11 protein-coding genes are annotated in these 12,851 nt (G+C 73.6%); 6 read left to right on the top strand and 5 right to left on the bottom strand.

What is annotated here, in order from left to right; genetic code table 11:
- Positions 1-78: 78 nt before the first annotated feature.
- Positions 79-375, bottom strand: a complete 297-nt coding sequence (locus PV721_RS03440; protein ID WP_319721275.1) for a YkvA family protein — start codon at positions 373-375, stop codon at positions 79-81.
- A gap of 55 nt (positions 376-430) precedes the next feature.
- A complete protein-coding gene (locus PV721_RS03435; protein WP_319721274.1) occupies positions 431-895 on the bottom strand; it encodes a MarR family winged helix-turn-helix transcriptional regulator in 465 nt (154 codons plus the stop codon).
- A gap of 120 nt (positions 896-1,015) precedes the next feature.
- Here PV721_RS03435 and PV721_RS03430 point away from each other — a divergent pair, with 120 nt between their 5' ends.
- Both PV721_RS03430 and PV721_RS03425 read left to right on the top strand, forming a co-directional pair.
- The gene (locus tag PV721_RS03430; protein WP_319721273.1) at positions 1,016-1,579 is read left to right on the top strand and encodes a DoxX family membrane protein; all 564 of its coding nucleotides are present in this window, start codon (positions 1,016-1,018) and stop codon (positions 1,577-1,579) included.
- Positions 1,580-1,662: 83 nt separating this feature from the next.
- Positions 1,663-3,507: a glycoside hydrolase family 15 protein gene (locus tag PV721_RS03425; protein WP_319721272.1), complete on the top strand. Its 1,845-nt coding sequence runs from the start codon at positions 1,663-1,665 to the stop codon at positions 3,505-3,507.
- 29 nt (positions 3,508-3,536) lie between these two features.
- Here the strand turns inward: PV721_RS03425 and PV721_RS03420 are convergent, their stop codons facing one another.
- On the bottom strand, positions 3,537-5,639 hold the full coding sequence (locus tag PV721_RS03420) for a SpoIIE family protein phosphatase (protein WP_319721309.1): 2,103 nt from the start codon (positions 5,637-5,639) through the stop codon (positions 3,537-3,539).
- Between the two features lie 49 nt (positions 5,640-5,688).
- Positions 5,689-7,155 (bottom strand): MFS transporter, encoded by a 1,467-nt coding sequence (locus PV721_RS03415; RefSeq protein WP_319721271.1) that lies wholly within the window; start codon positions 7,153-7,155, stop codon positions 5,689-5,691.
- A gap of 162 nt (positions 7,156-7,317) precedes the next feature.
- Between PV721_RS03415 and PV721_RS03410 the strand changes: the two genes are divergently transcribed.
- Entirely contained in the window at positions 7,318-8,247 is a 930-nt protein-coding gene (locus PV721_RS03410) for a LysR family transcriptional regulator (protein ID WP_319721270.1), read from the top strand.
- Positions 8,248-8,362: 115 nt separating this feature from the next.
- Positions 8,363-9,100 carry a class I SAM-dependent methyltransferase gene (locus tag PV721_RS03405; RefSeq protein WP_319721269.1) on the top strand — a complete coding sequence of 246 codons (738 nt, stop codon included), beginning with the start codon at positions 8,363-8,365 and terminating at the stop codon, positions 9,098-9,100.
- A gap of 105 nt (positions 9,101-9,205) precedes the next feature.
- Here the strand turns inward: PV721_RS03405 and PV721_RS03400 are convergent, their stop codons facing one another.
- Positions 9,206-10,114, bottom strand: a complete 909-nt coding sequence (locus tag PV721_RS03400; protein WP_319721268.1) for an alpha/beta hydrolase — start codon at positions 10,112-10,114, stop codon at positions 9,206-9,208.
- A gap of 211 nt (positions 10,115-10,325) precedes the next feature.
- On the opposite strand from PV721_RS03400, the gene tdh reads away from it, so the two are divergent.
- Positions 10,326-11,354, top strand: coding sequence for an L-threonine 3-dehydrogenase (gene tdh / locus PV721_RS03395; RefSeq protein WP_319721267.1), 1,029 nt, complete (start codon positions 10,326-10,328; stop codon positions 11,352-11,354).
- A gap of 141 nt (positions 11,355-11,495) precedes the next feature.
- Positions 11,496-12,704 carry a glycine C-acetyltransferase gene (locus tag PV721_RS03390; protein ID WP_319721266.1) on the top strand — a complete coding sequence of 403 codons (1,209 nt, stop codon included), beginning with the start codon at positions 11,496-11,498 and terminating at the stop codon, positions 12,702-12,704.
- Positions 12,705-12,851 lie beyond the last annotated feature (147 nt).

Genomic DNA, 12,851 nt, shown 5'->3' with positions numbered 1-12,851 from the left:
CGGGCCCGGCCCTCGGCCGGTCCTCTTCGGCCAGCAACGCTGAGTCCGTACGCGCCGACCGACCCGTACCCCCACGGCTCACGCGACGGCGTCCGGCTCCTTCGTCGTGCGGGCGGCCCCGGCCGCCGCGTGCAGGGAGCGCAGCGCCAGCATCAGCACGCCGATGTCGTCCAGGTACACCGGGTCCGGAATCAGGTCCACCGGCGAGACGGTGTAGACCACGGCGACCCAGAACAGGGCCTTGTCGCGCAGCGGGATCCCCGCGTCGAGCAGCAGCCGCCGCGCCTTGAAGACCCGTACGAGCAGCACGGCCGCAGCGATCGCGAGCCCCACCGCGACGACCGCGAACAAGGAGAGCCAGACCTTTCCGTCCATGCCGCCCCTATACCCCGGGACCGGCACCCGCTACCGGGCCCGCGGCCGGATCCACTCAGGCGCCCTGTTCGCGCAGCCTGCGGCCGACCTCGCCCAGCCCGTCGGCGAGCGCGTCGAGCTGTCCGGGGGTCAGGACGTCGACGAGGATCTCCCGGACCGTCGCCACGTGCCCCGGTGCGGCCTCTTCCAGCTTGGCGCTGCCGGCGTCGGTGAGGACGGCGAAGACGCCGCGGACGTCGGAGGGGCAGCTGCGGCGGCGGACCAGTCCGGCCTTCTCCATCTGGGTGACCTGGTAGGTCAGCCCGCTCTTGGAGTTGATCAGGCCGTTGGCGAGCTCGGTCATCCGCAGCTCGCGCCCGGGTGCCGCGGCGAGCCGTACGAGGATCTCGTACTGGGGGTGCGAGAGCCCGGCCTCGTCCTTGAGCTGTTGGTCGAGACGGCGGTTCACCAGGGCCGATGCGGCCAGGAAGCCGCTCCAGGCCCGCATCTCGCGGTCGTCCAGCCATCTCGGTTCAGACATGGCCCCAGCCTACACGGGTTGTTCCAATTTGAATCAATGGTTAGGGTCGAGCATCAGCGGTTCGAATTTGAACAACTCTCTGCCCTCTCCACCGGGCCGCCCGACCGGAAGGACCCCCCCATGACCAGCCCCTCCGTCACCTCGACGAAGCCGCAGGCCGCCGCGCCGGCCGTACACCCCGAGCCCACCGCCCTCTCCACCCCGGGCCACGACACCGGCCTGCTCCTCCTGCGCCTCGTCCTCGGCCTCACCATGGCCGCCCACGGCACCCAGAAGCTCTTCGGCTGGTTCGGGGGCGGCGGCATCAGCGGCACCGGCCAGTTCTTCACTGCCAGCGGCTACCCTGCCGGTGACGCCATGGCCGTCCTCGCCGGGCTGACCGAGACCCTGGGCGGACTCGGCCTCGCCCTCGGGCTGCTCACCCCGCTCGCCGGCGCCGCGATCGTCGGAACCCTCATCAACGCGATCGCCGTCCACGGCGCCGGCGCCTTCTTCGCCCCCAAGGGCATCGAGTACGAACTGCTGCTGACCGCGGGCGCCGCGGCCCTCGCCCTCACCGGCCCCGGCCGGTACGCCGTCGACCGCTTCCTGCCCGTCCTGCGCGGCCACCGCCTGGCGCACGGCGCCCTCGCCGTCGCCCTCGGCGTGGTCCTCGCCGCGGTACTGCTCCTCGTGCGCGACTAGGCCCCAGAGCCTCACGTAGCGCGCAGGGGGATGGCCGGGGCCCGAGCTGATTGGCCCCGGGCATTCGCGGGAAGAGCGCACAAATGACACAACCCATCGAAGACTACGCACTCATCGGCGACCTCATGACGAGCGGACTGGTCGGCCGTGACGGGTCCATCGACTGGCTGTGCCTGCCCCGCTTCGACTCGGCCGCCTGCTTCGCCAAACTCCTCGGCGACGAGGAGAACGGCCACTGGCGCATCGCCCCCGTCGACGCCGCCGACGGAGAGCCGTGCACCCGCCGCGCGTACCTGGACGGCTCGCTCGTCCTGGAGTCGTACTGGGTGACCGACAGCGGGACCGTCAAGGTCATCGACTTCATGCCGCAGCGCGACAGGGCCCCCGACGTGGTCCGCATCGTCGAGGGCATCAGCGGCACCGTGCGGATGCACAGCACCCTGCGCCTGCGCTTCGACTACGGCCACGTCGTCCCCTGGGTGCGCCGCGTGGAGGAGGACCGGGTCGCCGTCGCCGGGCCCGACTCCGCGTGGTTCCGCAGCATCCCCCCGGTCCGCACCTGGGGCGAGGCCAACAGCACCCGCTCCCAGTTCCCGGTCACGCCCGGCCGGCGCGTCGCCTTCGTCCTCACCTGGCACCCCTCGCACGAGCCGCGCCCCGAGCCCTGCGACCCCTTCGAGGCGCTGGAGCAGGGACTCGCCGACTGGCGCGAGTGGAGCGCGCAGTGCCGCTACGAGGGCCCCTACGCGGAGGCCGTGACCCGCTCCCTGATCACCCTCAAGGCCCTCACCTACGCCCCGACCGGCGGCATCGTCGCCGCCTCCACCACCTCCCTCCCCGAGGAGCTCGGCGGCGTCCGCAACTGGGACTACCGCTACTGCTGGCTCCGGGACTCCACCCTCACCCTCGGCTCGCTCCTGTCCACCGGCTTCCTCGAAGAGGCCCGAGCCTGGCGGGAGTGGCTGCTGCGCGCGGTCGCGGGCGACCCCGCCGGCCTCCAGATCATGTACGGGATCGCCGGCGAGCGCCGGATCCCCGAGAGCGAGCTGCCGTGGTTGCACGGCTACGCCTCCTCCGCCCCGGTCCGGGTCGGCAACGCCGCCGTCGACCAGCTCCAGCTCGACGTGTACGGCGAGGTCATCGACTCCCTGCACCTGGCCCGGTCCTCCGGGCTCCCTTCCGAACGGCACGCCTGGCGGATCCAGCTCGCGCTCCTCGACTTCCTGGAGCGCAACTGGCGCCGGCCCGACGAGGGTCTGTGGGAGGTGCGCGGACCGCGCCGGCACTTCGTGCACTCCAAGGTGATGGCGTGGGTCGCCGCCGACCGTGCCGTGCGCGCCCTGGAGAAGGACCCCTCGATGCCCGGCGACGTGGAGCGCTGGCGGACCATGCGCGACGAGGTGCACCGCGACGTGTGCGAGCGCGGCTACGATCCCGAGCGGGGCACCTTCACCCAGTACTACGGCTCCAGCGAGCTCGACGCGGCCACCCTGCTCATCCCGCGGGTCGGCTTCCTGCCGCCCGACGACCCGCGCGTCGTCGGGACGGTCGACGCGGTCCGGGAGGAGCTCGGCCGCAGCGGGCTGGTCCGCCGCTACACCACCGAAGGGCCCTCCGTCGACGGGCTGCCCGGCGACGAAGGGGCCTTCCTGGCCTGCTCGTTCTGGCTGGCCGACGCCCTGTACCTGACGGGCCGGGAGAAGGAGGCCCGCGACCTCTTCGAGCGGCTGCTGGCCGTACGCAACGACGTGGGACTGCTCGCGGAGGAGTACGACCCCCTCGCCGGACGCCAACTCGGCAACTTCCCCCAGGCGTTCAGCCACGTCGGACTCGTGAACACCGCACTGATCCTGGCGGGCGGCGCGGGCGGCGCGGGCGGCACGAGCGGCACGAGCGGGTCCACGGGCCGGTCCCCGCACGCCGGCTGACGGGTCCTACGGGTCGGGTCCTACGGGTCCTACGCGTCCTCGCGCTTGCGGGACGCCAGCAGCAGGGCGATGTCGTCCGGCCGGTCGGCGGTACCGTCCGCCTCGGCGACCAGCCGGTCGGCGGTCTCGGTCAGCGGGGACGGGCGGGCCGCCGCCAGGGCCGCCCGCAGCCGCTCGACCCCGTCGTCGATGTCGATGCCCGGCGTCTCCACCAGCCCGTCCGTGTAGAGGGCGAGCACCGCGCCCGTCTCCAGCCGCAGTTCCGTGACCGGGTACGAGGCCTCCGGGTCGATGCCGAGCACCACCCCGCCCGACAGGTCCAGCACCTCGGTCCGGCCGTCGGGATGGCGCAGCAGCGGCTGGGGGTGACCGGCCCGGACGGCCCGGACGGCGCCCGAGGCCGGGTCGAGCAACACGTAGCAGCAGCTGGCGAACTGGCCCGGATCCAGGTCGATGAGCAGCTGGTTGGTGCCCCTCATCACCTGCTCCGGCGTACTGCCGCTGAGGGCGAAGGCCCGTACGGCACTGCGGAGTTGACCCATGGTCGCCGCGGCCGCCACACCGTGGCCCTGGACGTCCCCGATGACGAGGGCCAGCAGGCCGCGACCCGTCTCGATGACGTCGTACCAGTCGCCGCCGACGTCCATGCCCGCGGTGCCCGCGAGATAACGGCCGACCGTGTCCACGTTCTCGCGCACCGGCAGCCGGTGCGGCAGGAGGGCCGACTGCAGCCCGCGCGCGAGGGCCGCCTCGCTGTCGTAGCGCCGGGCCCGCGCCAGGGCCTGGGCGATCAGGCCGGCCAGCGCCGTGAGTACCGTACGCTCCTCCGAGCTGAAGCCGCGGGGCGAGTCGAAGCCCAGGATGCACGAGCCGACCGGCCGGCCGGAGGCGATCAGGGGCAGGAAGGCGCGGGCGCCGACGCTGGCGTCCAGCGGAATGCCCGGATAGGCGGCGGCGAGGTGCTGCATCGACTCGAAGAACATGGGCCGGCCCGTGGTCAGCGTCTCCACGCCCGGCAGCCGCACATCGAGCGAGACTCCGTCGAACCGGTTGAGGAAGCCCCGCGGGAAACCGGTCTCCCAGGCGAGGTACAGGTGCCGCTCGTCGAGCAGGTAGATCGCCAGCTGGCGGCCGCCGAAGGCCGGCAGCAGCTCCTCGGTGACCACCGCCGACACCTGCCGGGCCGTGACCGCCTCCGACAGCGCGATGGCGAGGGCCACCGGCCGGTACAGCGCGGAGGCCTGGTCGACGGGCGAACCCCGGCCCGCATCCGGCTGGACCACCGACGCGGGGGCGTATGCGGGCTTCTCGGTTCTGCTGATCGTCAGGGTCACGCCGTCGGGGGCGGGGTGCAGGTCCACCGACAGCCACTCCCCGGGCGGGTGCCGGCCGCGACGGGCCGGGAAGTGCGCCGGCTCACCGGACATGAAGACGGCCCGGAAATGGTCGTCGTAGGCATGGTGCCCCAACCACGGCAGAGCCTCCCACAGCACCTTCCCGTACAGCTGCGGGCCGGCGAGGCCGAGCAGATCCTCGGCCCCCCTGTTGACGAAGCCGATCCTGCCCTGCCGGTCCAGGGAGAGCACCGCCAGCTCGAGCCGGTCGAGAGCCGCGCGGGCCCCCGCGGACCCGGTGTCGGGCGGGGGCGTCGGCACCGCCACCGGGTCGCCCTCCCACGTCACGGGCGCCCCTGCCGCCGAAAGCCCTGCGAGCTCCTGGGCCAGCCGGTCCGCGGCCTCCCGCAACCGTTCCCGGTCGAGGGCCCCGACCGGGATGCCGGGGGTCGCCGGGCGCAGCACCAGCAGTACGCCGAACCGCTGCGCCCCGGCGGTCACCGGCTCGTACAGCGAGGCGAAGGGGAACGGCAGGCTGGCCACGAGCTGCGGGAAGCGGCCCACGGCCGACTCCGCGTCGGCCAGATGCACGGCCTGCCCGGTGCGGTAGGCCTCGGCGGGCGGGTACGGGCGGTTCACCTGGATCCGCCACCACGGGCGGAACAGCGGCAGCGGCAGTCCCATGAACACCGACAGCAGCAGGAGGCCGGCGGTGGGCGAGCGCATGTAGACCCCGCCCGCGTACCCACCCACGGCGTTCACGGCGCCCACGGTCGCCCGGGCGAGCGCCCGGGTCATGGCGTCAGGGGCCGCCACGCCGCCGCTGTCCGCTCTCGCGATCACACAGTCAGGATGCGCCCTCGGTGGCGGCCACTGCATCCCGGCCGCGCCCGCGCCGCCCCGCGGCCCGGTACCCCGCCACCACCGCGGCCGACGCGCACAACAGCGCCACGGCCACCGTGCGCAGCGCGGCCCCCATCGCGTCCGTGAACGCGGCGACCTGGGCCGGATCCTGCGGGTTCCCGTGGAAGCGCGAGGCCAGCACGGTGCCGACCACCGCCACTCCGAGGGCGGCGCCGATCTCCCGGGCCGCGGTGTTCAGGCCGGAGCCGAGCCCGGCCTGGTGGGAGGGCAGCTCGGCGACGACCGTCAGCGTCAGCGAGGGCGCGGACAGGCCCGTGCCCACGGAGAGCACCAGCAGGTAGAGCGCGTACAGGGGGTACGGGGTGCCCGCGTCGGCGGTGGAGACGAGCAGCAGCCCCGCCCCGATCAGGCCGAGCCCGGCGCCGACCGGCAGCCGGGGCCCGGTGCGCTCCTGGAGCCGGGCGCCGAACCCGGGCACCAGGGCCATGCCGACGGTCAGCGGGACGATCGCGAACCCCGTCTCGGCGGGGGAGAAGTCCTTCGCGTACTGGAGGTACTGGGCATTGACGAAGAACAGTGCGAAGAGTCCGAAGAAACCGGTCGCGATGCCGAGCGTCCCGGCACGCAGCCTGCGCGAGGCGAAGATCCGCGGGTCGAGCAGCGGCCGGGCGGCGCGCAGCGCATGGCCGGTGAAAGCGGCGAGCAGCCCGGCACCCGCGCCGAAGGCGGTCAGCACCTGCACCGAGGCCCAGCCGTACGCGGGGCCCTCGATGATCCCGTAGACCACCGCGAGCAGCGCCCCCGCGAGCAGCGCCGCTCCGAAGGGGTCGACGGCGGCGGCGGGCTGCGACGGGGTACGGGGAACCGCACGGGCGACCGCGAGCGCGAGCAGCGCGGCGAGCGGGACGACGGCCCAGAACAGGGCCCGCCAGGTCAGGTACTCCCCGGCCAGGCCGCCGCCGACATTGCCCGCCAGGCCCCCGAGGCCCGCGGACAGCGTCCAGGTGGCCAGTGCGCGACCGCGCCGCTCGGGCGGACTCAGGTGGACCAGGACGGACATGGTGGCGGGCATGATCAGGGCCGCGCCCGCCCCGCACACGCCGCGCCCGGCGATCAGCACGGCGGGGGCCTGGGCGAGCGCGCTGGCCGCCCCGCCCGCCGCGAACAGGCCGAGCCCGGCGAGCAGGGCGCCCTTGCGGCCGTACCGGTCGCCGAGTGCCCCGGCGGGGATCAGCAGCGCGGCGAAGACGATGACGTACGCGTCCACCGACCACAGCAGCTCGCCGGGATCCGGACGCAGGTCGGACGCGGCGAGCTGGGGGATCAGCAGGTTGACGGCGGCGACCATCCCCTGGGCGACCAGGACGCAGGCGCACAGGGCGAGCAGGGCTGGCCGGGTGAGAGAGGGCGCGGGGACGGTGGGACCCTGCGCGACGGCATGGCGGAGCACGGCTCCTCCTCGGAGTCGGTGGCGGTACGGCGGAAGGCAGGCAGGCAGGAAGAGAAGGAAGAAGAGGGTGAGGGGGAAGGGAAGGCCGGCGACGGCCATCACCCTTGGATCACCGTAGAGTTGGGATGACCTGCTTTCCAGTGCAACTTGTGCAAGGGATTCATGCGTGTGACGCAATCCGGTCTCGATCTGAATCTCCTCGTCGCCCTCGACGTCCTCCTGGAGGAGGCGAGCGTGTCCCGGGCGGCGGCCCGCATGCACCTGTCCGAGCCCGCCATGAGCCGGACCCTCGGCCGGATCCGGAAGGCCCTCGGCGACCCCGTCCTGGTCCGGGCCGGCCGGGTCATGGTGCCCACCCCGCACGCGCTCGCCGTGCAGGGGGAGGTCCGCGCCGTCGTGGAACGGGCCCGCGCCCTCTTCCTCACCGGCGCGGAGGTGGACCTGCCCACCCTCACCCGCACCTTCACCGTGCTGGCCAACGACGCCTTCACCGCCGTCTACGGGGCCACGCTCTTCACCCGGGTGACCCGCGAGGCGCCGGGGGTGCGGCTGCGCTTCCTCCCGGAGAGCCACGTGGACGTCCCCGCGCTGCGCGAAGGCGTCGCCGACCTGGAACTCGGCGTCGTCGACACCCGTTCCCCCGAAGTGCGCGTCGAGCACCTGTCCGAGGAGCGCATGCTGGGCGTCGTGCGCCGCGGGCACCCGCTGCTCCGCGGCCGCCTCACGGTGCGCCGGTTCGCCGCGGCCGAGCACCTGACCGCCTCCCGGCGCGGACGCCTCGAGGGCCCGGTGGACGCCGCCCTCGCCGAACAGGGGCTGTCCCGGCGCGTGGTGGGCAGCGTCGGCACCTTCCCCGCCTCGCTGTTCGTCCTGCGCGAGAGCGACCTCGTCGGACTGCTGACCACCCAGGTCGCGCCGCTCGCCGCCGCACTGGGGCTGGAGACCTTCGAGATACCGCTCGCCCTGCCGCCCCTGCCCTTCGGCATGGCCTGGCACCCGCGCCACGACGCCGACCCGGCGCACGCCTGGCTGCGCGCCTGTGCCCGCGAGCTGATTCCGAGCGGCCGGCAGGGGCCCGAGCACCCGCGATAGGCCGACCGCCTCCCTCGTCCGGGGGACGTACGGGTGTACGGGCCGCCCCCAGGTCGCGCCGCGGGGCACGATACGCACGCCCCCACCCCCCCGGCAGGTCCCCGGAAGGCAGAGCATGCGGTTCCAGTACGACACCATCGGCGAGCGTTACGCGGAGTCCAAGACCACGGCGGCCTTCTCGGCGGCCGACACCTACACGCTGCACGGAGCCCTCGACGCGCTCGGCGGGGTGCGCGGGCTCGACGCCCTCGACCTGGCCTGCGGATACGGCTACAACACCCGGCTGCTCGCCCGCGGCGGGGCCCGCCGCACCGTCGGCGTGGACGTCTCGGAGGAGATGATCCGGCTGGCCCGCGAGCACGAGGCCACGAAGGACCGGCCGGACGTCGAGTACCACGTCGCCGACGCCGCCGGCCTTCCCCACCTCGGCCCCTTCGACCTCGCCACCGCCGCTTACGTCTTCAGCTACGCGCCCGACCGCAGGTCCCTGCACGCGATGTTCCGGTCCGTCCGCGCCAACCTGCGCGCCGGCGGGCGGCTGCTGGCGATCGTGCCCAACGCGGGGGCCTTCCCGCGCGTCGACTGGTCGCCGTACGGGGTCCGCATCCTCGACCGGATCCCGGACGGCGACGCACCGCTGCTGAAGGCGCACTTCCTGACCGAGCCGCCGGTGCCGTTCGAGTTCCGCGAGTGGGCCCACTCCGACCTCGCCGAGGCGGCCGTCGAGGCGGGCTTCGCCACCGTCGGCTGGCAGCCGAACCGGACCCCGCCCGCCGACGACGTACGCGACGAGGCGTACTGGACGGCGTACCGGGCCTGGCCGATCAGCTCGCTGATGACCTGCACGGCGTAGCGCACTGTGATCCGCGGTCACGGGTGGGCAGGTCACAGCTCCGCCGGCGGGTCACAGTCCGCCGTCGGGTCACAGCCGGCCGTCGGGTCACAGCCGGCCGTCGGATCACAGCTCAGCCGTCGCCCTGATCAGCTCGACGATCCGGTCGCGCGCCGCCCGCCCCTCCGGCACCGGCAGCAGCGGGTACGCGTGCGGCAGCCCCGCCGCCTCGTGGAACTCCACCTCGGCCCCCTCCGTGCGGGCCCGGCGCAGCAGCTCCCTGCTGTCCGTGATCAGCACGTCCCGGGTCCCGGCGAACACCGTCAGCGGCGCCAGCCCTGCGAAACTCCCGTGCAGCGGGCTCACCCGGGGATCGTCGACGGCCAGGGTCCCCGCGTACAGCCGGCCGGCCTCCCGCAGCCCCGGACGGGCCAGCATCGGGTCGGCGGCCTCGATGGCCGCCTGGTCCGGATGGCTCATGGTCACGTCCAGCCAGGGCGAGATCAGCACGATCCTGGAGGGCTGCGCGCCGGTGCGGTCGCGCAGCCACTGCGCGGCCGCCAGCGCCAGCCCGGCCCCCGCCGAGTCCCCGATGAGCACCGTCCCGCCGCCACCGCCGCCCGCGATCAGGCCGCTCAGCAGATCGGCCGCGACCGGGACGTTCCGGTCGGCGGTACCGCGCGGAGCGAGGACGTACGCCGGTACGACGACCCGCGCCCGCGCCTGCGTCACCAGGGTCCGGATCAGCGCCCAGTGCGGGCGGACCAGTTCGTTGATGTACCCGCCGCCGTGCACGTACAGCACCTGTGCCGCGGGCTCCCTCCCGAGGGGGGAGACGTCGTACACGGGCCAGGCTCCGACGAAGGTCCGCGAGATGTCCGCGACCCGCCCCAGCGAACGCGGCGGCAGATGGGAGGCGGGCCGGCGGGCGGACTCCGCCACCCGGGTCCGTACCGCCTCGGCGCTCGCGAACCATCTTCGCCGTCCCGCCGCGATCAGCGCCGCCGACAGCGCCCTGCTGCGCAGACTCGGCACGCCCCTCACCTCCCCTTTTCCCCGCGCCGGCATCGGCACGGGACCCTGCCCCGTCACCCGAGGAGCATAGGCGTGAAGCTGCGCTGTCGGCCCGCTTAAGAAAGTCTCGATGGACTGATCACTGCGCCGATCGGCAGATTGGTGCCCGTCACCGACGCCGTCCGGGCCCGCACGCCCGCGGCGCCTCCTTCCGCATGCCTGGAGCCACCCCATGAAGGCACTCGTCAAGCACAAGGCCGAGCCCGGACTGTGGCTCATGGACGTCCCCGAGCCCGAGTACGGCCCCGGCGATGTGCTGATCAAGGTGCTGCGCACCGGCATCTGCGGAACCGACCTCCACATCCGGGCCTGGGACGGCTGGGCGCAGGGCGCGGTCAAGACCCCGCTCGTCCTCGGCCACGAGTTCGTCGGCGAGGTCGCGGCGCTCGGCGCGGACGTCCGCGACATCGAGATCGGCGCGCTGGTCAGCGGCGAGGGCCACCTGGTGTGCGGCAGGTGCCGCAACTGCCTGGCCGGCCGCCGCCACCTGTGCCGCAGCACGATCGGGCTCGGCGTCGGCCGGGACGGCGCCTTCGCCGAGTACGTGGTGCTGCCGGCGCAGAACGTCTGGGTGCACCGCACCACCGTGAACCTGGACGTCGCCGCGATCTTCGACCCCTTCGGCAACGCCGTGCACACGGCCCTGTCCTTCCCGCTGGTCGGCGAGGACGTGCTGATCACCGGCGCCGGCCCGATCGGGATCATGGCGGCGGCCGTGGCCAAGCACGCCGGCGCCCGCAACGTCGTCATCACCGACGTGAGCCCCGAGCGCCTGGAGATCGCCCGCAAGGCGGGTGCCACCCTCGCGGTGAACGTCGCCGAGTCCTCGATCGCCGAGGCGCAGACGCGGCTCGGCCTGCGCGAGGGCTTCGACGTCGGCCTGGAGATGTCCGGCCGCGCCGAGGCCATGCGCGACATGATCGACAACATGACGCACGGCGGCAAGATCGCCATGCTGGGCCTGCCCGCGCAGGAGTTCCCGGTGGACTGGGCGAAGGTGGTCACCTCGATGATCACCATCAAGGGCATCTACGGCCGCGAGATGTTCGAGACCTGGTACGCGATGACCGTGCTGCTGGAGGGCGGGCTCGACCTCAGCCCCGTGATCACCGGCCGCTACTCGCACCGCGACTTCGAGGCGGCCTTCGACGAGGCGTCGACCGCCCGCAGCGGCAAGATCATCCTGGACTGGACGGCCTAACCGCCGGACCGGACCCACTGAACCATCTCCCTCCGGCCGGGCCCCGCAAACCCTCTCCCCCCGACTCCGTCCGGGGGAACCCCCTCCGCGGGGCCCGGCCCCCCTCTTCGCCCGACTCCGCCGCACAAGGAGAACGCACCCATGTTCGAGTCCGTCCGCGAGGACCTGCGCACCACCCTCGACGAGATCCGTGCCGCCGGCCTGCACAAGCCCGAGCGCGTCATCGGCACCCCGCAGAGCGCGGCCGTCGCCGTCACCGCGGGCGGCACGGCGGGAGAGGTCCTCAACTTCTGCGCCAACAACTACCTGGGCCTCGCCGACCACCCCGAGGTCGTCGCCGCCGCGAAGGACGCACTGGACCGCTGGGGCTACGGCATGGCCTCCGTCCGCTTCATCTGCGGCACCCAGGAGGTGCACAAGGAGCTGGAGGCGCGGCTGTCGGCCTTCCTCGGCCAGGAGGACACGATCCTCTACTCCTCCTGCTTCGACGCCAACGGCGGAGTCTTCGAGACCCTCCTCGGCGCCGAGGACGCGGTCATCTCCGACGCCCTCAACCACGCCTCGATCATCGACGGCATCCGGCTGAGCAAGGCCAGGCGCTTCCGCTACGCCAACCGCGACATGGCCGAGCTCGAAGCCCGCCTGAAGGAGGCCACCGAAGGCGGCGCCCGGCGCAAGCTGATCGTCACCGACGGCGTCTTCTCCATGGACGGCTACGTCGCCCCGCTCGCCGAGATCTGCGACCTGGCGGAGCGTTACGACGCCATGGTCATGGTCGACGACTCGCACGCCGTCGGCTTCGTCGGCCCCGGCGGACGCGGCACCCCCGAACTGCACGGGGTCATGGACCGCGTCGACATCATCACCGGCACCCTCGGCAAGGCCCTCGGCGGCGCCTCCGGCGGTTACGTCGCGGCGCGCGCCGAGATCGTGGAGCTGCTGCGCCAGCGCTCGCGCCCGTACCTCTTCTCCAACTCCCTCGCCCCGGTCATCGCCGCGGCCTCCCTCAAGGTCCTCGACCTGCTGGAGTCGGCCGGCGACCTGCGCGAGCAGCTCGCCGCCAACACCGCGCTGTTCCGCGCGAAGATGACCGAGGCGGGTTTCGAGATCCTCCCCGGTGACCACGCCATCGCCCCCGTGATGATCGGCGACGCGGCGGAGGCGGCCCGCATGGCGGAGCTGCTCCTGGAGCGCGGGGTCTACGTGATCGGCTTCTCCTACCCGGTGGTGCCGATGGGTGCGGCGCGCATCCGCGTGCAGCTCTCGGCGGCCCACTCGACGGCCGACGTGGAGCGCGCGGTGGCCGCCTTCACCGAGGCCCGTGCGGCGCTGGCGGCCGAGAAGGCCTGACCGGCGCCTGACCGGCCCGGCCGGCCTGAGCCCGAGTCGCCTGGCGGGCCTGAGGGGTGTGAGCGGCTTATGGGGCCAGAGCGGTCCGAGTGGCAAGGGCGGTGGGGGTGGCAAGAGCGGCCTCAGCGGCCTGAGGGACCCAGGTGG

This window comes from Streptomyces sp. MB09-01 (genome assembly GCF_033794505.1).
GTDB lineage: Bacteria > Actinomycetota > Actinomycetes > Streptomycetales > Streptomycetaceae > Streptomyces.
Note: the sequence above shows the minus strand (reverse complement) of the source record. Positions and strands in the feature narration are given on the sequence as shown.